At 39.9% G+C, this 23,968-nt stretch carries 6 protein-coding genes; all 6 read right to left on the bottom strand.

All coding sequences use genetic code 11. The annotated features are described in order from the left end of the window. Positions 1-291: 291 nt before the first annotated feature. Positions 292-2,142, bottom strand: a complete 1,851-nt coding sequence (gene abc-f, locus HOO54_RS05230; RefSeq protein WP_172293127.1) for a ribosomal protection-like ABC-F family protein — start codon at positions 2,140-2,142, stop codon at positions 292-294. Positions 2,143-2,208: 66 nt separating this feature from the next. Beyond that, entirely contained in the window at positions 2,209-12,630 is a 10,422-nt protein-coding gene (locus HOO54_RS05225) for a non-ribosomal peptide synthetase (RefSeq protein WP_172293125.1), read from the bottom strand. Positions 12,631-12,838: 208 nt separating this feature from the next. Further along, on the bottom strand, positions 12,839-20,428 hold the full coding sequence (locus HOO54_RS05220; protein ID WP_172293123.1) for a non-ribosomal peptide synthetase: 7,590 nt from the start codon (positions 20,426-20,428) through the stop codon (positions 12,839-12,841). A gap of 17 nt (positions 20,429-20,445) precedes the next feature. Beyond that, positions 20,446-22,368: a cyclic peptide export ABC transporter gene (locus HOO54_RS05215; RefSeq protein ID WP_172293121.1), complete on the bottom strand. Its 1,923-nt coding sequence runs from the start codon at positions 22,366-22,368 to the stop codon at positions 20,446-20,448. Positions 22,369-22,392: 24 nt separating this feature from the next. After that, on the bottom strand, positions 22,393-22,809 hold the full coding sequence (locus tag HOO54_RS05210; RefSeq protein WP_172293119.1) for a 3-hydroxyacyl-ACP dehydratase FabZ family protein: 417 nt from the start codon (positions 22,807-22,809) through the stop codon (positions 22,393-22,395). Further along, the gene (locus HOO54_RS05205) at positions 22,806-23,963 is read right to left on the bottom strand and encodes a beta-ketoacyl synthase N-terminal-like domain-containing protein (protein ID WP_172293117.1); all 1,158 of its coding nucleotides are present in this window, start codon (positions 23,961-23,963) and stop codon (positions 22,806-22,808) included. The genes HOO54_RS05210 and HOO54_RS05205 overlap by 4 nt, the downstream gene beginning before the upstream one ends. Between the last annotated feature and the right edge of the window lie 5 nt (positions 23,964-23,968).

The raw sequence follows: 23,968 nt of genomic DNA, 5'->3' as shown, positions 1-23,968 counted from the left end.
TTAAAGATATCTTATATCTACAATATCTGTTAGCGGAGGAATCTGTCAAGCTTTTCAGCCATAAAGAAAATCAAAATAGCTCAATAAAAATTGGGGAATCTGCTCGCATTCCGCGGGCGATCCCAGCCTCCTCGGAGCCCGTTCCTTACTCCCGCAGGAGTCTCGCAATTCCCCCTGATCCATGTTGTAAAAGACTTTTCATCGCTGCGTCTTTTTTTAAATCTATGAGCAGGCTTATTTGATTTTTTATTCGTTTCCGTTGCACTGCGCCAGCCTGCATCATCGCTGTTTCTATCTTTTATCTTTAGCTTGATTTTTAATGTTGTCGATTTTTTGATTAATATCACGTATTTTTGTTAATAGTTTCTTTTGTTCCTCTTCATCCTCAGGTCGATCAGCTAAGTAATCCTGTTTTTTGCTTTCCAAATAGTAAAGTTCGTTTTGCATATCGACAGTTAATTTTAGTTCTTGATCCTTTTTCGCCTTCAAATAATCAACATAAGCACCTTCAAATACTCTTTGGCTTGTACTTCCTAAATCTAACATCCGGTTTGCGATGATTCTCAAGAAGTATTCGTCATGTGAAACGGCAATGATCGCCCTCGGGAACTCTTGAAGTGCCTCTTCAATCGTCTCTCTCGTCTCAATATCCAAATAATTATTTGGTTCATCAAGAATGAGAAGATCGGCGCCTGAGAAATATAGTTTCACGAAGGCTACTCTGCATTTTTCTCCCATACTTAAATGAGCTATTCTTTTAAAGACATCGTCTCTTTTAAAAAGAAAACAGCCAAGTATTGTTCTTGCCTCTGTCTGGGTCATATGAGGAATGTTCATAATATGGTCCAATATCGTTTCGCTTTCTTCCAAATCACTCAGTTCTTGTGAAAAATACCCGACATTACATCTGGGGTGCAGCTGTATGGTGCCTTGATCCGGCTGTTTGAATCCTAAAATGAGCTGGAGCAAAGTTGTTTTCCCAGAGCCGTTTGGACCGATCACAGCTAGTCTATCAGAACGCTTCACATCTAAGTTGAATGCCTTAAAGAGTGGTGTATCATGATATCCAAATGTCATATGGCGTATTTGCAAAAGACGGGAAGCTTCAAATGTTGTGTCATGAAAACTGAATTTCACTCGATCTGCATCTTTGTACTTGTCAACTTTATTTTTTTCAAGACGATCCAATGCTTTTTCAAGTGCTTTAAATCGTGAAGCACTTTTTGTTGCTCTTGATGAGAAGTTGGTTTTTTGTGCACCAGAATCATTCTTGTCAGACTTTTGGGCATGCTGAAACCACTGTTTGTAACGGTTAATCGACTCTAAGAGCGCTTTCTTTTTTTGTTCTTGTTTGGCATAAAGTTTTTGATGGGTTAGGATTTCATGATCTTTTTGCTTTTTATAAGCTGAATACCCCCCTTTATACCTTTTGGTTCCTTCTGCTGTTAACTCATATGTGACATCAGCTACCTGATCAATAAAATGTCGATCATGAGAAACAAACAAGACGGGGATATCAATCGTTTTAATCCAATTTGTGAGCCACTCGATTGCATCTTTGTCCAAATGATTGGTAGGTTCATCTAAAATTAAAAACTTTGGATTTTTGAGCATCACTCTCGCTAACTGTGCTCTCGTTTTTTCTCCACCGCTAAGCTGATGATATGGTAAGTGCCAGTTTGATGAAGGCAACTGTAATTGACTAAGATGTTTTTCAATTTCCGTTTGAAACTGAAAGCCGTCCATTGTCATATAGCGATCATAATACGCCGTATATTCCTCCATTAAGTCATCCAGTTCTTCCTTGGATGCAATTGACATTTTTTTTTGCAACTGATCAATTTTCTTTTGACAAGCTGCCAGCTCAGGGCGAATGAAGCTAACATATTCATAAAGTGTGACATCTACTGGATCATCCATTTGTTCAACCCATCCCCAGGTGTCCACAGGATACCGTCTCATGATTCTACCTTTTTCTAATGTCTCCTTACCTATTAGTGCTTTGAGCAATGTCGTTTTGCCAACACCATTTCTGCCAATGATGGCGACTCGCTGCTTTTCTTCTATATCTAAATGAACGTGTTCGAAAATGACCTTTTCATCTCGCGTCGCTTTACACCCTTCTGCTTTTAATATGAGCACATGACCTTCCCCCTTAAAACAATACCCCCACCTTCCATTAGAAAAGTGAGGGTGATACTTATCATATTAAATGCTTTCGACATGTTCTTTCAAGAAATATCCTTTTTTCCTCATCATTGAGAATAATTTCTTCATATATCCAGCTGAAGGTTCTGGCCATTGGAAACCAGATTGTGTTAAAAGTTGAACTGTTTCATCACAGCTGGTTTCTACAAGGGCACGATAGGTCTCATTCTCTTCTCCCATATAATAAGTAAATCCTAAAATTTTATGATAGTTTTCTTCATTTGCGTGTGATGCAACCAACTCCTGGTAATCGTGATCAGACAATTGCTTTATTTCAATCCCTCCTAAATCAAACAGCTTTTTAATATGAATTTTATGCGGATTATAAATATGAAAAACCGGTTTACTTTCAGAGGAAGCGGCAAGTGTTAAAATGGCTTCACTGCACAAATCCACTGGCGAAATATCTAATGGTTGCTGAACGATCTCGTCTGAAACAGCTCCTAAATGATATATGGTTTCAAGTGTGTTGGAGAACGCATTTTTCTCCAAATCCAATTGCACACATCCATCTGCAAGCCGTCCTGTAATCAATCCCATTCGATAAATGGTTGCTTGTGCTTCTTTACGGGCTATCGCCTTGAGCACCTCATGTTCAGCTAAAAATTTACTCTTTACATAAACATTGTCATCTATTTCTTGCTCAATGAAAAACTCTTCTTCAGTAAAAGTTCTTTCACCTTCTCCTTTTGCCAGATGACCTGCGACACTCATAGTCGAGATATAATGAAGCTTTTTGTCGGCACCGGCAAATGCCAAGATTCTTTTTGTTCCATCAATATTGAATGCCTTGAATTCGTCAAATTCTCCAAAATGGTCCGTTTTAGCTGCAACATGAAAAATATGCTCTGTCCGGTTTCTTACATTTTCGTATATGTTAGGGTTCATGCCGAATCGTTCTTTTGTTAAATCTCCGTCAATCACAATGAGCCGGTCTGCTGTTTGTTCTAGCAAATCCATCTTGTTCGGAAAGTACTGTGAAAAGACTTGTTTAAGTCGCTCTTCCGCTGTATATGTTTGATTCCCTCTTACTAAGCAGAAAATATCTCCGTTTGTTGTACGGAGCAACTGTTCTAACAAATGAATCCCTAAAAATCCTGTTGCCCCTGTTAAAAAGACATTGCTTTTGTTATGCCACTTGATATCACCGCTTAAAGAACAACAAGCTGGGCGGATATATACATGTTCATCTGTTTGATTTTCTTGTCTTTTTGTTTGCTTGCAGATCTCAGCAATTGTTTTTTTATCAAAAAAGTCTTGAATCGAAATATCCCAATCTTGATCCATTGTTAAAGCGAGAATTTTTAATATATTGATGGAATTTCCGCCAAGTTCAAAGAAATGATCATAAATGCCGATAGATGCAGGAGGTATATTTAATACTTCTCCCCAGATCTCTCTCATTTTCTTTTCACGTTTTGTTCTTGGTTCTACATGTTGCTCTGTATGACTTTTTGCTTGTAGCGGTTTTGGCAGTGCTTTTTTATCCACTTTTCCATTTTCAGTTAGTGGAAAATGGTCAAGTTCTATGAATTGAGAAGGAACCATATAATCTGGAAGTCTTTCAGCAAGCTGTTTTTTGATGTCGTCCATGCTATTGGACTGATCACATATGATGTAGGCAATTAATCTAGCAGCAGATGTATTCAGAGCCTTAGGCAGCAAATAGACATCCATTATACCTGGCGTTAATTTCATCACTTGAATAATTTCTTGCATTTCAACTCGGTGTCCCCGAATATTGATTTGTTCATCCTCTCTTCCGATGTATTCAATTGTTCCATCTGCTGTCCATCGACCATGATCACCTGTTCGATATAAACGTTCTTTTGTGACCGGATGCTGGACAAAACGCTCTTTCATCTCTTCAGAACGATTCCAGTATCCTCTTGCCAATCCTACTCCTGCAAGACAAATTTCTCCAGTTATCCCGATTGGCTGTTCCTGAAATTGTTCGTTAACAATCAATACTCGGCAGTTATCAATGGGTGTTCCAATCGTGATGTGAGTATCATTTTCAATCACACCGCTTGTAGCAATCACCGTATTTTCCGTTGGTCCATAATTATTGACAAGCTTATATGAGTGAGGTTTCCACGTTTTTAGCGCTTCACCACCAGTCAAAAGGATGCGCAGCGAGTTGTTCTTCAAATGTGAAAATGGTTCGTAATAGGCAGTAGGAATAAACGCAATTGTCACTTTTTGATCTTCAATAAATTGATTTAGTTGATACATATCTTGTCTCATATAAGTGTCAACGATGTAGAGAGACGCACCAGAAGATAGACAAGGGAAGATCTCCCAGACAGAAGCGTCAAATCCAACGCCGGCAAATTTCAAACAACGATCCTTCTCTGTTAAGTGAAAGGAGCGTTGATGCCACTGAACCAAATTCATTAAGGAACGATGTTCAATCATGACACCTTTTGGATTTCCTGTCGAACCAGAAGTGTAAATCAGATAAGCTAGATCATGCCCTTGGATTGATACAAAAGAAGACATGCCATTTCTTTCAAAATGATGGGTATCCAGTTCAACAATTTTCTGGGGAATTCCTTTTAACATACTTTGATGCTCTGACTCAGTCAGTAAGAAATTGACCTCGCTATCTTGCAATATATATTCGATTCTCTTTCTTGGATATGCTGGATCGATGGGCACATATGCAGCTCCAGCCTGCAAAATGCCGAATATACCGATGAGCATATTGAATGACGGATTTGTCATGATACCAACGATTTCGCCTTTGTTAATTCCTTGTTGGATGAGCCAATCAGCGACTCCATCAGCTTTTTCCTTTAATTCTTTATAAGTGAGAGACTTTCCTTGATACACAGCTGCTATTGCATCAGGATGTTGCTCAGCGGACAATCTCATCTTGGTACACACCGTCTCATGAGCCGGCAAAGGTACAGTTGTAGAATTGACCTGCTCAATTAAACGCTTTTCTTCAGCTAAACGGAAATCAATCTCATTTAATAGTTGATCTGGTTTTGTTACATATTGCCTCACTAGCTCGATATAGTGCTTTGCGATTCGCTCTATCGTTTTTGCGTGAAATAGACTTGTACTGTATTCGACATTGATGTGAAACACATCATGAGATTGTATAACCTCAAATGTCAAATCAAACTTTGCTGTCTTTTGATCTGTTTTTTTCAAAGTCCATTTGGAAACTTTCTCTTCTGTATGAAATGAGAAGACAGTATCAAATAATAGGTTTCTGTCTATTATTCGTTTCATTCGTTTTCGTTCAATCCATTCATCAAGTGGGTAATCAGCATATTTTAGCATGTCATACACTTGTTTTTTTACCTGTTCTAAGAAGCTGGTGATGGTCATCGTTGCTGCTGTCTTCGTTCTGATAGGCAATATATTCATAAATAAACCGATTGTATTTTCTAGTTCTTTATGGTCTCTTCCTGATACTGCCGTTCCAGATACCACATCATCTTGGCTTGAATACCGATGGAGTAAGACGTGGTACAAACCTAAAAACAATACATACGGTGTCATTTCCTCATCATGTAATTTTTCTAAAATGCTGCAACCCATTTCTCGATCAATTGAAAGTGATACACAATCACCTTCAAACTGTTGAAGCTTTGGTCTGCTAAAGTCAGTTGGTATGTCAAGCACCGGGAGTTGACCGTCTAGGACAGAGTCCCAATGTTCAGTTGACTTACTGTGATCTTGTTTTTGCTTCCATGCCGCATAGTCTTTATACTGCACCTGTACAGGAGGCAGTTCAGCTTGCTGATCTTCATACAATGATGAGAATTCATGTAAGAAAATATCGATTGATATACCATCACAAATGATATGGTGGATATCCAAAAACAATAAATGATCCCCATTGTCTACTTTTGCTATTTTAGCTCTTAATAATGGTGCTTTTTCCAAATCAAAACGCTTAGGCCAGACAGAAATACGTGCAGATACTTCATTTGCTTTTAGCCATTCTTCTTCTATTTGAAAATTGATATGATCATGGATCACCTGAACTGTTTCACCATTTATTACTTGGAAAGAAGTTCGCAAACTTTCATGACGTTCTATGATTCTTTTGATGACTCTCTCAGTCTTTTGTTTATCTAGTTGAAAAGGCACTTTTAATACAATCGGCATATTGTATGTTTTATCAACACCTAATAAATGACAAGCCGCATAAATTCGCTTTTGCAGAGATGTCATTCGATGCATTTTTGTATTTCCAACCGCTGGGATGATGTCTTTTTCTGACTTACCGGTTTTATCAATTTTTTCAGCAAGTTCTTTTAAGAGCGGATATTCAAAAATATCCTGTAATGAAATTTTTGTGGACAGTCGATTTCTAATTCTGCTCATCAAATCGATCGCTTTTAAAGAGTGTCCACCAGTTCTAATAAAATGGCTGTTTAGCCCGATTGGACTTGTCTCCAACACTTCTTCCCAAATCGCGGCAAGAATTTTTTCGGTTTCTGTTTGCGGCGGCTCATATGTTTCTTTCATTTCTTTTTTTGGCATTGGAAGTAGCTGTTCATTGATTTTGCCGTTTGGTGTTAATGGCAGTTCATCTACTGTGATGAAATAAACAGGAATCATATAGTCCGGCAAGCTCTTCGCTAGCTGTTTCCTGATGGTCTCCGGCTCTATTTCAGTCTCTGTCACGAGATACGCACACAAAATGGCTTGTCCTGCTTCATCGTGATGAGCCATCACATAACCATTTTTCACTTCGTTTAACTCAAGTAGCTTCGCTGTGATTTCACCTGGTTCAATCCGGACACCGCGAATTTTCACTTGCTTATCCAACCTGCCAAGATATGTGATCGTCTGATCGCTGTGCCACTTGACAAGGTCACCTGTTCGATAAAGCCGACCATTTGGATGTGACACAAAGGCACGCTTCGTCTGATCTGGACGGTTGTAGTAACCTCTGGCAACACCTGCACCACCAATATACAATTCCCCAGGAATGCCTGGCGGCACTTGCTTTCCATCTTGGTCAAGGACATAGACTCGTGTACGATCAATCGGCGCCCCCAATTTGATCACCTCACTGTTTGGCGGACAAGGCCAGACAAGGGCATCAACCGTCGTTTCTGTCGGACCATAATTGTTGTATAGCTTGTAACCTTGTGCTGTTATTTGCCGTGCCAACTGGAGTTCAAGCTTTTCACCACCGCAGATGACCAGATCTAGACTGGCTGCTTTTTTCGTTTGTCCTGCTAAAAGCGCACGCAAGGTCGCCGGTACAAATTGGGCAATCCGCACATGATATTCATTTAAGAAATTGATCAGCTTTTCTGGTTGGAACATCACCTGTTTTTCCGCAATCACAACGACAGCTCCGGACATGAGCGGAATCAAGGTTTCCTCAACACTCACATCAAAAGACGGGTTTGTCATATGGAGAATCGCATCTCCCGAGGACACATCATATGTTCGCTCAAACCATTGCCATAAATTCAAGACACTGTGCTGTTCGATTAATACACCTTTTGGCTCTCCAGTTGATCCAGACGTGTAAATCATATAAGCAAGATGATGCCCCTCTGCTATAGATGGTGGATTTAAGTCGCTTTCTCCTTTAAACCCTTTATCCACATCAATCACTTGTCCGGAGAATGATCCGGTTTTTTCTGTTAGCTTTGACTGTGTCAATAAAAGAGAAACTTGACTATCTTTTAACATATATTGAATACGGCTTTCCGGGTATTCAGGGTCGATCGGCACATAGGCACCTCCCGCTTTTAACACCCCAAGCATTCCGACCAATAGATCGAATGATGGACGGACCATGATCCCCACTAACACATCAGGTCCAACACCTTTTTTCAGCAATAGATGTGCCAGCTGATTCGCTCGGCTGTTTAATTCCCGATAAGAGAGACGATCGCCTCTAAAAACGGCGGCTGTTTCCTCAGGACGTATTTTTGCCTGTGTTTCAAATTGTGCCGAAATGGATCGACATGATGGCAGCGGCACATCCGTATCATTCATCTTGGCCAAAAGTGTCTGTTCATCCTTAGACATAAGTTCGAGTTCACCGAGAGATTGCTCAGGATCAGCCAACACCGCCTCAATCAGGTGTTCAAAATGCTTTGCCATCCGTTCGATCGTTTCTTTTTTAAATAAATTTGTACTGTACTCAAAATAAATGTCTAAATTTGAGTGATGTTCAAAAACATCTAATGATAAATCAAATTGCACATGAGGATTGAAAATGTTTTGTATCTCCCACTGTGCTGGAAGTTCTGCTTGGTCATGATTGAACGAAAACATGGTTTGAATAAGATCCATTTTTATTCTAGATCTATTCATAATCCATTCTGCCGGGTCCACCTCACTTTCAAAAGCGGCAAGGCAATGTTCTCTTACTGTTGAGAAAAATTCACCAATTGTCCATTGAGGATTAAGCTGAACCCTAATCGGAAGTGTTTTAACAAACATACCAACAGTTGATTCAAGACTGTCATGCCTTCCGCTCACAGGAGTACCAACCACAATATCTTTCTGTCCTGTATATTTAGCAAGTAATAGTTGATAAATTCCCAATAAAAACGAAAAGAGCGTTTGGTTAGTTTGTAATACATACTTTTTCACTTGGTCTGTCAAATCCATATCAAGTGTTTTGATATGAAAGCTTCCCTCAAGCTCGGTTCCAGTTCCCTTTTGTTCATCAACAGGCAATGCCAGAACTGGTATTTCGTCCTCAAACTGTTTTTTCCAATAAGAAACATCAACGTCAGTCTCCCTCTGCTTTTCCCAGACAGCATAATCTTTATATTGAAGTGCGAGAGGCGGCAGTGGCTGACTATGTTCGTACAGTTGAATCAATTCCTGCAAGAAAATATGAATGGAATGGCCGTCTGATATGATGTGATGCATATCAAGAAACAGAAAATGTTCTTCGTGATCTTCAAGAATACCCGCTCTTAACAGAGGAGCCCGTTGCAGGTCAAAAGGTTTTATCCATGCAGAAACTTGCTTGTACAACCCATCTTTACCTACTTTTGTTGTGATGACTTCGACATTGACAGAAGAATGAATGTTCTGTACCAATTCGCCTTCAACCATCTCAAAAGACGTTCTTAGGCTTTCATGGCGTTCAACGAGCATGTTGATTGATTTCTGAACACGGTCAATATTTAAAGGATGAGGGACCTTTAACAGCACTGGCATGTTATAACTCTGCTCTCTCCCATGCAAATGGCTGACTGCATAAATCCGCCTTTGGTTTGCAGAAGCCGGATAATAGTCTTGAGGAGGAGCAGGCAGCATGCCAAGTGATGCTTCCGTTTCTGCTTGATCAATAACCATTGCCATATCTTCTAAATAGGGATGATCAAAAATCTGTTTAATCGACAGTTTGACTGAAAACTCCCGCTCAATGGCGCCCATCAATGAAACGGCTTTGAGTGAATGTCCGCCGGCTTCAAAGAAATGAGTATTCACTCCAACCGGCTTAACACTTAAAATTTGTTCCCACAATTTCACTAATCTTTTTTCTGCAGCTGTTCGAGGAGCAATATATTCCCTCTCACCGTCTAACATACATTCAGGAGCTGGAAGCTCTTTTTCACTGATTTTTCCATTCGGTGTCACTGGAAGTTCATTTAGTGACATGAAAAAAGATGGTAGCATATATTCTGGCAAACGTTCAGCCAATTCGCGTCTAATATCTTTTGACGGCTTGTTTGCATCAGCCACATAATAAGCGCATAAATAAGCCTCACCCTGCTCACTTCTTCTTTCCATCACATATGCCTTTTTGATATTGGACAAAAGCAGCAACTCAGCCGCCACTTCTTCTGGTTCAATCCTGAAACCGCGAATTTTCACTTGTCGATCTAGTCTCCCCATAAATTCAATGCTTCCATCTGGAAGCCACCTTGCCAAATCACCGGTTTTATACAGTCTCTCCTGCTCTTTCAAAGGATGTGTGACAAACTTTTCCTCAGACAAATCCGGCCGATTCAAGTAGCCTTTGGCAAGCCCTTTTCCAGCTATACATAATTCCCCGGGCAATCCGATCGCTTGAATCTTTCCATACTGGTTCAAGATGATCAACTCTGTATCATTCAACGGTGTTCCAATCGGGATCGTTCCAAGTCTTTTATCAATAGATTGAATCGGATAAAAACTGGCAAAAACCGTGCTTTCTGTCGGTCCATAAACATGGATGAATTTGTTCGCCCCTGCTTGCTCCAAGGCTTGTTCAACAAAAGCAACTGTAACTTTTTCACCGCCAAATAAGACTTTACGAAGTCCATTAAATGCAGTTGGATTTTCTGCAATGACTGCATTAAATAAAGCAGTTGTTAAGAACATAATCGAAATGTCTTGTTTGATTAAAAATCTGGACAGTTCTCTTGGCGAAAGGACCGTGTTTGATTGAGGGAGAATGAGTTCTGCTCCATTTAAAAGTGCAGCAAAAATATCAAATACCGATCCATCAAAAGATAGATTGGATAGTTGTAATATACGATCCTCTTCTGTTACTTTGAGATAATTCGAATTGACAACAACCCTCATCACATTTTCATGTTTGGTGAGAATTCCTTTCGGCTTACCTGTCGACCCGGATGTGTAGATCACATAGGCAAGGTCTTGAGCTGAAGAGACAGAAGGAAGATTTTCAGAAAAACCCCCTGTTTGCGTATCATCTATAAACAGTGTCTCTCCTCTGTATTGGATAGCAGAAAACAGTTCATCTTTCTGTTTTCGATCAGTGATCAAAATAGGGATCTTCGAATCTTGAATGATATAGTCGATTCGTTCAATCGGATAATGCGGGTCAATTGGTACATATGCTGCTCCTGCTTTTAAAATACCAAGAATACCTATCATAAATGAATGAGAACGTTCCAGCATAATGCCCACTAAATGATTTGGCTGTACACCAAGACTCCGAAGCTGTTTGGCAAGTTCATTGGCACGACTGTTTAGTGTTTCATAAGTGAGAGTTTCACCATTGAATGTAACAGCTGCCTTATGGGGAAATAAATCGACCTGCTGCTCAAATCGTTCATGCAAAGTCAGGCTATCTTTACACATGTTGCAATCTGACATTTGGAAAGTATCTATCAAGCTTTTTTCATCTGCATCGATTAGTTCTGCTTGAGATAGCCTCATATCCGGTGTTTGAATCATCTGTCGTAATATAGAGAGAAAACGTCTGCATAAAACACCAATTTCATCGTTTTCATATATGTTTTGATTATAATGAATAATTATAAATTGTTCTCTTGGTGCAATCGTTAACAGAAAATCATAATTCGTTTCTTCTGTATCGTGCAACTCTTGAATATGAAAACCAAAAAGCTCTTTTTCCGCTTCTTCTGGTGTCTCATGAGATGGATAGTTTTGAAAAACTAGAAAATGATTAAGCAGATCGCCCTTCAAAGTCGTCATGTTCTGAAGATCAGCCAAAGAACAATACGAATAATGCTCAGACCTTATGTTGGATTGTTGGACATTCTCAAAAAGCTGTCTGAAAGACAGGTTTGGGTCAACTTTTATCCTGACTGGAATGGTATTGATAAACAATCCCACCGCTTCTTCAATACCTTCTAGTTCCGGTGTTCTTCCAGACACCACTGATCCGAATACAACATCATTTGACTGATTGTAATGGCTAAGCAGCAAAGCCCAAGCGGTTTGACATATCGTATGAACAGTAACTTTGTAACGCTTTGAGACGTTTTCAAGACCTTGAAACAAATCATCATCTATTTCTTGATAAAAGTCTTCTTTTTGAAAGCCTTCATTTTTCGCTTTTTTATAGAAACTTGGCACTTCTGTATTTGTCTCAAGCCCTTTCAGGTATTCCTTCCAATAAGTATGGGCTTCATCTTTATTTTGATTTTCAATCCAGTGAATATATTCACTAAAAGAAAATGACTTCTTATTGTGAACAGGTCGATCATGGAACAGGTCAGAATATATATCAAAAAACTCATCTAAAACTGCTTTAGAGCACCATCCATCCAAAATGATATGATGATTTGAAAAAACGAGAACATATTCGGATTGCCCTAATTTCAGTGCCTCTACCCGAAATAAAGGTCCGGCAGCCAAATCAAAACCTTTTTTGAAATCTGATCTCAAAAATTCCTCAATGTACTGATCATGATCAGCTTGCTTGAAATGAGAATAATCATGCATGTTAATGGTCATGTCTCTTTTCTTAAATACAATTTGGCGGGGGCGACTTAGTTTTTTAGAGTGAATAAAAACCGTTCTTAATAGGTCATGACGCCCAACAAGAATGTTAAGGCTTTGTTCAGCGATATCGAGATGAAATTCACCGGAAATTTTCACAGCTGTTTGGACACAGTATGCTTGACTATCTTTATCACTTAAATGATGGAACAGCATACCTTCTTGCATAGGTGTCAGCGGGTAAATGTTTTGAATATTTTGTTGGTGATTCATTTCTTCACTCCCTTTATCAATGAGGGGCTGTCCTGAAAGTCGTGTGGCTGAATAAAAATTGGGGATTTTGCTCGCTTTCCGCGGGCGATCCGCGAGCCTCCTCGGAGCTCGTTCCTTGCTCCTCTTGGGTCTCGCTTAGCTCGCTGTTTCCGCAGGAGTCTCGCAATTCCCCCTGATTTATGTTGAAAAAGGACTTTTTAGACAGCTCCTACATGTCTTTAAGCAACTCATAAATATGATCCAGTTCCTCATTTGTCAATTGCTGATCATCAAAATCACTCAACGTTTTTTCTCCATGATCTTCTTTCTCTAAACAATGGTTGACAATGTTGACCAAGATATCTGTATAACTGTTTAAAAGTGCTTCAATTTCGCTTTGATCAAACTCTTTTTCATGGTAGTCTACATTGATTTCCAGCACTCCATTTATGACGGCAAGGTTGAGATCAAGCATATGGGTTCTTTCGTTTGTTAGACTGTTGGAATCCCCCAAATGGAGTGGCTTGATTCCATTTTGCTGTACCTCATCAAACTGACCTAAATAGTTAAAGCTCACGACAGATGGTGTTTCTTCAAGCATTTGATCGTGGAGCAAACCATAGCCAATCCCCTTATGTGGAATGCGATGAAGCGTGTCTTTCACTGTCTTTATCACAGCCCCTAAATCTGCTTCACTTCCTGTCGAAAGCACAACCGGAAACACTGATGTAAACCACCCGATCGTTCTCGAAACATCGACATGTTCTGAAATAGCTTCCCTGCCATGCCCTTCTAAATCAAGGGGTAGTTCGGCTATTCCAAACTGTTTCCTCATCGCCAAAGCAAACGCAGCTAACAAAATGTCATTTATTTCTGTACGATATGCATGATGTACCTTTTTTAAAAGGAGATTTGTTATATTTTGATCAAGTTGTTGAACAAATTGTTGACTGTTCGAACGCTTTTGATCACTGGACTGACGGACTGCTAAAGAAGGCGGAACTGCTATTCGACTCTCAACCTCGCGCCAAAATGTTTTTTCTTTGACTGCTTCCTGTTGAGCATATTTCCACAATTCGGTTGTCCATTCTTTAAAAGAAGTCGTCTTTTCAGGTAGCTGTATGTTTTTCCGTGATTGTGCTTGTTCGTAAGCTGTTTCCAAGTCCTCAAGGAAAATCCGCCAAGAGACACCATCAATGATGAGATGGTGGATTACGATGACAAGATGGTCCCCTGTATTTGTTTGACAGAGACAGACTTTGACAAGAGGCCCGCTTTCGATGTCAAGTTCTCCTTGCATGTTGTTTATATGATGTTCAGCAAGCTCGCGCCAATTTGTTTTGTCTCTAAGATTTAGCACTTTCATTTCATAAAAATCAGCTGCATACGCTTTTCGAATCTTTTGCACAATTTGTTGTTGTTTCTGTATAAAAACAGCTCTAAACATATCATGATGCTCCATTAATTGATCTAACGCCAATTCGATTGCTGCAAGATCAAAGCCTTCTGCTCTATAGAGCGTCTCAGCTTGGTTGTAGTGATGGGGGTCTGCAAATGCTTTTGAAAAGAACCAAGTTTGTATTGGTGAGAGCATCACTTCCCCTGATACTTGACGCTGATCAATTTGTTTATTTAAAGGTTCGACGTACAGAGCAGCTTCTGCAATTGTTGCATGTGTGAACAAGTATTTTGTTTCTAGTTTTAATTGATGCTTTCTCAATTGAGAAGATATTTGAATCGCTTTAATTGAGTCTCCTCCATAATCGAAAAAGCTTCCACTTCTGCTGATCTGATCTATATCAAGTACTTCCTCCCAAATCGCGGCAAGAATTTTTTCCGTTTCTGTTTGCGGCGGCTCATATGTTTCTTTCATTTCTTTTTTTGGCATTGGAAGTAGCTGTTCATTGATTTTGCCGTTTGGTGTTAATGGCAGTTCATCTACTGTAATGAAATAAACAGGAATCATATAGTCCGGCAAGCTCTTCGCTAGCTGTTTCCTGATGGTCTCCGGCTCTATTTCAGTCTCTGTCACGAGATACCCACATAAAATGGCTTGTCCTGCTTCATCGTGATGAGCCATCACATAACCATTTTGCACTTCGTTTAACTCAAGTAGCTTCGCTGTGATTTCGCCTGGTTCAATCCGGACACCGCGAATTTTCACTTGCTTATCCAATCTGCCAAGATATGTGATCGTCTGATCGCTGTGCCACTTGACAAGGTCACCTGTTCGATAAAGCCGACCATTTGGATGTGACACAAAGGCACGCTTCGTCTGATCTGGACGGTTGTAGTAACCTCTGGCAACACCTGCGCCACCAATATACAATTCCCCAGGAATGCCTGGCGGCACTTGCTTTCCATCTTGGTCAAGGACATAGACTCGTGTACGATCAATCGGCGCCCCCAATTTGATCACCTCACTGTTTGGCGGACAAGGCCAGACAAGGGCATCAACCGTCGTTTCTGTCGGACCATAATTGTTGTATAGCTTGTAACCTTGTGCTGTTATTTGCCGTGCCAACTGGAGTTCAAGCTTTTCACCACCGCAGATGACCACATCTAAACTGGCTGCTTTTTTCGTTTGTCCTGCTAAAAGCGCACGCAAGGTCGCCGGTACAAATTGGGCAATTCGCACATGATATTCATTTAAGAAATTGATCAGCTTTTCTGGTTGGAACATCACCTGTTTTTCCGCAATTACAACGACAGCTCCGGACATGAGCGGAATCAAGGTTTCCTCAACACTCACATCAAAAGATGGGTTTGTCATATGAAGAATCGCATCTCCTGAGGACACATCGTATGTTCGCTCAAACCATTGCCATAAATTCAAGACACTGTGCTGTTCAATTAATACACCTTTTGGCTCTCCAGTTGATCCAGACGTGTAAATCATATAAGCAAGATGATGCCCCTCTGCTATAGATGGTGGATTTAAGTCGCTTTCTCCTTTAAACCCTTTATCCACATCAATCACTTGTCCAGAGAATGATCCGGTTTTTTCTGTTAGCATTGACTGTGTCAATAAAAGAGAGACTTGACTATCTTTTAACATATATTGAATACGGCTTTCCGGGTATTCAGGGTCGATCGGCACATAGGCACCTCCCGCTTTTAACACTCCAAGCATTCCGACCAATAGATCGAATGATGGACGGACCATGATCCCGACTAACACATCAGGTCCAACACCTTTTTTCAGCAATAGATGTGCCAGCTGATTCGCTCGGCTGTTTAATTCCCGATAGGAGAGGCGATCGCCTCTAAAAACGGCGGCTGTTTCCTCAGGACGTATTTTTGCCTGTGTTTCAAATTGTGCCGAAATGGATCGACATGATGGCAGCGGCACATCCGTATCATTCATCTTGGCCAAAAGTGTCTGTTCATCCTTAGACATAAGTTCGAGTTCACCGAGAGATTGCTCAGGATCAGCCAACACCGCCTCAATCAGGTGTTCAAAATGCTTTGCCATCCGTTCGATCGTTTCTTTTTTAAATAAACTTGTACTGTACTCAAAGCGGCAGCCAAGACAGTGATCAAGTACCGCTGCCTCCAATGTTAGATCAACCTTAGATGTGTTATACTCCGTGTCGAAAATAGACATGTTGACATCTTCAGACAGTTGATAGCTTTCTTTAATATCTTGTAGTGCAAATACGGTTTGATAAAGTGGGTTTCGGCTTGGATCACGATTTAACTTTAGTTGTTTGACTAATTCATCAATAGGGTATTGCTGATAATTCAGTATTTGAAGTATGTCTTGTTTAACTTCTTGACAAAATTGACTGAAATTGATTGTTTTGCTTACTTCTTTTCTAACGGGCAGCGTATTGACAAATAGTCCTGTGGTTTTTTCCATATTGGGATGGAAGCGTCCTGATGTAGGTGTCCCAACAACCAAATCAGCTTGTCCTGTATATTTAGTTAACAATACAAAGTAAACAGATAAAAGAGTCATATACAAAGTCAGACCATGCTGCAAAGAAAACTCTTTTAACTGATTGAGCAAGTCTTTATTTAGTTCAAATTCAAAGATGTTCCCTGCAAAGGACTGCAAGACTGGCCTTGGAAAATCAATAGGTAAATGAAGTTCTCCCGGTTGATCAACTAGAATTGTTGACCAAAAGTCCCGATGTTCAGCAAGCTGCTGATCTTCTAATTTACACTTCTCCCAGACAGCATAATCTTTGTAGCCGAGCTTGAGCTCTGGCAAACTTCTCCCTTTATAGATACCGGTCAATTCTTCCATAAATACTTGAAGTGACATACCATCAAAAATAATGTGATGGAAATCTAGTAATAACACATGCTTGTCAACAGATTGTATCTTTATCAACTTTGCGCGCATGAGAGGAGGCTTGTCTAATGAAAACGGCTGAGGTGCAGCAGAAACAAGCTCCTCTATTTCAGACTGGTTGTGTACACCATATTTAACATCCAAGGTAACATTCGAATGAATTCTCTGTTTGAGCGTATCGTCTTTTTTTATAAAAGACGTTCTGAGTGATTCATGCCGATTGACTAATGTTTGCAAGGCAAGTGAAAGCCTGTTCACATCAAGAGGTCCATCTATTTGAAATGCGCAAGGCATATGAAATAGATTGGCATCTGTAATTAATGATCTTGTATAAACTCCCTCTTGTGCAGCTGTCACAGGATAAGCATCGCTCTCCTCCGCAGGTAATAGTTCCTCAAGGTGACCGGCCTTCATTTTTTCCTCAATGACCTTCGCCATTGCAAATAAAAGTGTATTAGAAAAAATATCCCCCAGTGTCAATCGAATCCCAAACTGTTTCTCAATTTCATTCACAAGGGTCAACGCTTGTAATGAATGAAACCCGAGTTGGATAAAATCTGAGTTTGAAGTTAAATGGTCCACCTTTAATGTTTTCTTCCAAACCTCCGCCAATTTGGCTTCGAGAGCTGTATGAAGTAAAGCTGTTTGTTGATGTTCTTTAAAGTAGCTTTCAGGCTCTGGAAGCTCTTGCCGATTGACTTTTTGGTTTGTGGTCAAAGGCAATTGGTCTAATTGAATAAAATATGTTGGAACCATATAATCTGGCAACTCTCTAAACAAAAAGGCTTTTACTTGATCAGAAATGTCTGCTTCATCTGCTTCAAGGTATGCAGCTAATACGGTCTGATGTGGTTTAGGTTCAACAGTCTTGACAACAGCTCTCCTTACGGCAGGATGCTGAATGATTTTTGCCTCAACCTCCCCCATTTCAATTCGATGTCCCCTAACTTTGACTTGGAAATCATGACGCCCAAGAAATTGAATATTCCCATCAGGCAACATCTTCGCTTGATCTCCTGTTTTATATAGCCTTTCAGAAGGATCAAAAGGATTTGCGATAAATCTTTCCTTGGTCAGTGCCGGATTGTTCAAATAGCCTCTGGCTACACCTTTTCCACCTATATACAACTCACCAATTGAGTGAGGCGGTAGAAGTTCCAGCGATTCACTAAAAATGTACATGGACATATGTAATAACGGTTTACCAATTGGGGTAATACCCTGATAATCAGCAAACGCCTGCTCAAAACGATAAAGACTCGTTTCGATCGTTGCTTCCGTTACTCCATAAGTGTTATAAATTTGGAGCTTCTCTCCATAGTGTTCAATGATTCGTTCGAAGTCTTCTTTCAAACATGAATCAGCACCGAGCACAACCAATTGAAGCGAAGTCTGTTCAATTCCTTTTTCATACATATCATCTAAAAGCGGAACAATCAGAGCAGGAGTCGACTCCAACATCGTGATTTGATGAGTTTCAATCAGTTGTTGTAACTGTCCTAAATCACGCTTTGCTTCTGACGGACAAATCACAAGGGTTCCTTGGTTCAATAAAGTTCTCGCCATATCACCGGCAAATACATCAAACGAAAAGCTAGCCAGTTGCAAAATACATGGTTTCATGTCTTGAAATCCGTATGCCTCATTATAGGCTTTCCACATATTTGTATAGTTCCGATGTTCAATCATGACGCCTTTAGGATTGCCAGTCGTTCCAGAAGTATAGATGATATAACACAAATTGTCCGGCTTCGTCACATTGTCAAGCGCTGCTGTTGACTGCTGGTGAATGACTTCATCTTGAAAATAGAGGCATTCAACAGGAGCTTCTCGGTCCATTTGATCTGTCAACAACATAACAGAATGACTGTCTTTTAAGATGAATTGGATTCTTTGTTCTGGAAATTCAGCATCAATTGGGACATAAGCTCCGCCTGCTTTCATCACTGCAATGGCCCCAATGATCATGTCTTCTGTCCGGTTTGTTAGAATCGCGACTCTTTTTTCTGGTGCAACACCTTTTTGCCGAAGGAGCCGAGCAAGCTGATTTGACCGCTCATCTAATTCTTGATATGAAAGGGTACGATCCCCACAAATAACCGCTGTTTTTTCCGGTGATTCTTTTGCCATTCTTTGAAAAATTTCCTGAAATGATTCCTCTATTTCATCTAACCTATTTTTTGATTCCTCTCTAAAATAGAGGGATTGATCAGCCTCTGTTAATAAATTCAGTTGTCCAATCTGCTGCTGTGGCGCCAATAATGCTTTAGAAAGCAACAGCAAAATTCTCGCAAACATATCTCGGATTTCTTGCTCTTCAAATAGATCAAGTCGATAGTCAATTTCAAATGCGATGTCTTCTCCATTGTTGACGATATGAAAAGCAAGATCATTAATTTCATATCCGTTATATAGAAAGTCAACATCATATGTGATGCCATCTGTTTTCGGGAAATCAATCTCCAAATATTGCAAAGACGTGGTGTACAAATAATCATGTGTATGATGCTGATTACGCCAATGATTTAAAAGAAGCTCATAAGGATATTTTTGATGTCTCATTGTTCTGAGCTGTTGCTGACTTACATTTCTTGCGAATGTCGAAAAGGTGAGAGTCGGATCAACTTGCACACGAAATGGAACAGTACTAACAAGCATGCCAAACAACTCTTTTTCACGAAGGGTTGTTCGGTTGGAGAACATAGTGCCGATGACAATATCTTTTTTTTGCGTCATTTTTGATATATATAAGAAAACGCCTGCCAAGAACAAATTAAATAAACTGATGTGCTGTTCCGCTGAATACTCTTTCAGCCTTGTTGCGAGCGGTTTTGCTACAATTTCTGATAACCGTCTTGATTTCGCACTGCTGCGATATGCACGACTAGGCTTTAAAGATGTCATTTCTGGCCTGCTTTGAAAAAGCTTTTCCCAATAGTGACGATCTTTTTCAAACCGGCGACTGTTCTTGTATTCTTGCTCCGCTTCAATTTGTTGAATAAACGATTGCGTTTTTGTCGAATGAAAAGGTGTACCTTTTAGGAAATGAGAATAAATCGAGATCATTTCATTTATACAGCTCATAACAGATACAGCATCTGAAATGATATGATGAATATTGACATAAATGAAACATTGATACTGGCTTACTTTAAACACTTTAAAATCAAATAGATCTGCATCTTCTAACGGCAGAGGCCGCTGAAAGTGAGCAAGAGCGATTTTCTTGCTACTTTCAGCATCTGCACCGTTTAAATCAACAATATCGATCTCTTTTTCAACAAAATCAGCGACATACTGAACGGGTTTACCTTCTTTTGTAGACAATATCCGCAAACGGATGTTGTCCGTTTTCTTGATAAATTCGTTGATGGCATTTGAGATCAGATCATAACGAACGGGTTGCACAGTTTCCAATTGTATAAGAGCACCATTGTTAGAAATGCTTGTGTTTGGATACATCTTTTCAACATACCAGATTCCCAGCTGTCCATCAGTTAATGGAAAATAGTGATCCATACCTTGTACCTCCTCATTTAATTCTCTACAAACTGTCCTTGGTCCATTTTGACAAGATGGTCAGCAGTATGGAAGTAATGATCGTCATGTGTAATCGCAATCACACACTTCCCTTTGTCTCTTAATTGCGGTAGCAAATGATGGTAAAAAAATTTACGATAACCCGGATCTTGATCTGCTGCCCATTCATCAAATAAACAAATTGGCCGATCTTCTAAATAGGCGACAAGCAAAGCCAACCGCTTCTTTTGACCTGTTGACAGCTTGGTCGTGCTAAATTCACCATCTTTGATCGAGACTTTATCTTGAATTCTCAGAAGCTCAAGTAAGTTGTTAATTTCTTTTTCCCTTCCGCCTATCTCAATACCATACAGCCGATCAAAAAGATAAAAATCACTAAAAATTGCAGAATAGTATTCTTTTATTTGTTCAGGTGTTTTAGGAATACCGTTAATCAACATTTCACCTCGATCCGCTGGGTAAAGCCCAGTAATGAGCTTGGCAAATGTCGATTTTCCACTACCATTTCCCCCAGTGATGAAAGTCAGTTCTCCAGGTTTAAATTCATAATCAATTGGCCCAACTGAAAAGTTTTCGGTTAGACCTTTATATTGGAACTGAACTCCCTTTAAAGTTAAAGTCACTTCCTTTCCAGACACTTCTACATTCGTTTCATCGTCTTTCTCTAATTCAGAAACCTCTGACATTAAGCTAGTCATGCGCTTCCAACTGACATGAATCTGCATAATTTGCGGAAAAGAGTGCAAGAGATATGTGACTGGTCCAATCATATATAAGAAAATAAACACGTAATTGTACAGTAAATCACCCTGCATATGAAAAATCACTGGGAATAGAAATGCGACAAACCCAACAACTGACAAGAGGATGATGTCTTCCATGATGAAGGCATTAGCAAATTTTAAATCTGCCTTTGTTCCCTTTCTTCGATAGTCTTCACATGCTCCCTCAAAGTTTTCTTGAAACGCTTTTCTTCTCGCTCTGTTTAATGCCAGTTCTTTAAAACCCGCCAACATATCATTAATGAAGCCAAAAAACTTGTTTTGAATGTCTCTCGTTTGTTCAAACAGTCGATTTGCTTCTCCTGCAACAATCAGGTTGATCACAATCGTGATCACGACAACAGCCAACGATAAAATGAGACCCCAGAAGCTCAAAATACCCAAATAAATTAAACAGAAGAACAAGGTGATTAAATTTGTCGCACCTGTAACAGCCAAATGCATGCCTTCACTGATTTTTTCTGTATCATTATTTAAACAAGCACTAATCTTTCCTTTCTCAAAGCGTTCCATTCTTTCAAAAGGGATATGAAGTGTTTTATCAATCAGTGCGACCCTTTTTTCATAAATGACTTGATTTGTAAGGACAGCAATTTTCGTACGAATATATCGTTCTGCCATGATATGAACGACCAAGCCTACTAAAAATGCATAAAATAATCCATTTGTAAAACTGCCTTGTACATTTAACGATTGGTTAATGATATAAATGACAAATGTGTTACTCAACCCGCTAATTGCCCCATTGATCACTAATGGCAAAAGCTGAATCTGTTTTTCTTGTTGATAAAATAAAGTAAAAGAAAAATAGAGCAACCATAATCCCACAAGTCCATTCAATAACCAATACACAAAAGATATTTGAAAACCGAGGGACTGCAAATCGACTATCTCTGTTCTCAACCATTGATAAAAAGTGTGCAGAAAGTAAAGCAATAATCCACACATAACAGCCGCTATACCAAAAAGCAAACTGCTTTTTGCTGACATGACGAATAACCGTTCTTTTTTTAGAGCCTTGATGATGACCCTGCCTAACATCAATATCATGATGCAGATAAACACACTGATGACAAAGGAAACTCCTGTCAAAGCGCGGCCAATATCTGCTAGTGATTGCTCGCTGCTGAAATTCACTCGATACTCCACCTTTCAATAACACTAGCTACGTTTTGTTTTGATCTTCCCTCTTACAACAATATCTCCATTTACACTAGCAGTCCCTTCTATTAGTGTTAGACCTCTCCGCCTTCTGATGATTTCTACTTTTAGCTTCACAAGATCTCCTGCGTAAATCGGTTTAAGAAATTGCATGTCTTGCAAACCGGTTAAAAAAACCAATTCTTGTAAGTCAGCATTGTCTTGGCCTTCCTCTGCAAAAGCACTTAATTGAGCAAGACTTTCGACAACAAGTAGACTAGGAAAATGCTTTTCTCCATTCATATTGACTACATACATATTGTCATGACTTATTTGATACGCTCCTTCCACTTTTATACTGTCAACTGTCTTCTTTACCTCAGTGATGAACAAAAACGGGTGTCTGTGAGGCAAAACCGCCTCAATGTTATCAGTCAAATAGAGGAGCCTCCTTTCCATTGTGATGTAGGCTGCTGTATGATAAAGGATGCATAATTGCCGCAAAAACCAAAATTATTGACAAGAACACTTGAGACATTTGTCCATTCCTTCTCTTTCACAATATTTGCTGTAATTTTTGGATCAAGTTCATCCAAGCCGGTTGTGGGCGGAATGCATTGCAGTCTCAATGCCAATAATGCAGCAGCTGTGCCTAAAAAACCTGAACAGCGCAATAAATGACCACACGCTCCTTTATGAGAGCTGACAGGTATACTGCTTCCAGCTTGAATGGTTTCCACCAAAGCTTCTGATTCGATTGCATCACCTTGAGGCGTACCTGTTGCATGCGCGTGTATATAATCAGGTTTTTCAATGCCAGCCATTTGTAGCGCTGTTTGAATTGAATGGACAACCTTTCCTTTATCAAGCTCAATCATGTTTTGCTTTTCGCCCCCTGTTGCACAGCTAGCCCCATCAAGCCATGCAAGCGGCTGTTGTTGCCGTTTTGCAAAACTAGCCGCTGACTCTAAGATCAGCACGCCTGCCCCTTCACCAATTGTGATGCCGTTCCTCTTGACATCAAAGGGCTTTGCTTCAGTTTTTGTAATGGCTCTCACAATGTCAAGTGAAGCAAAGTCATATTGATTAAACACCTCTGCACGCGCGATAACAACAATGTCTAACTGACCATGGCGGATCATACTGTAGCCAATGGACAGAGCTGTACCGATTGAAGCGCAGGCGGACGTCGGTCTGATGATGTGACTTCTATGAAACAATGAAGATGGGAGATTGAGTTCAGGGTCGATGATCCATTCTGCCGCATCATGTTCAAGCGTGTTATTCCCTGGTCCTGTTACAACTGGTAAAATGAGACCCATCCTGTGATTTTCTAACTTTTCTTTGCTCAAACCAGCACCCTCTGCAGCTTCTTCCATGGCAAAAGCTAAAAATTGTTTTGCCATGCTGTCTTTCGAATTTGTTACATTACCTTTCACTTCACCGCCTATTTGGCACCTATATGGACTCGCATCAAACCGGGTAATAGGTGACATCGCACATTCGCCTGAGTATAAACCCGTTTCAAACACATCCATTCCAAGACCGAATGGGGAAACAAGTCCTATTCCACTAATACCAACCCTATTCATATTGA

The sequence above is a fragment of the Bacillus sp. WMMC1349 genome (assembly GCF_013155385.1).
In the GTDB taxonomy this organism is placed as follows: Bacteria; Bacillota; Bacilli; order Bacillales; family Bacillaceae; genus Bacillus.
This window is presented reverse-complemented; position numbering and strand designations above follow the sequence as displayed.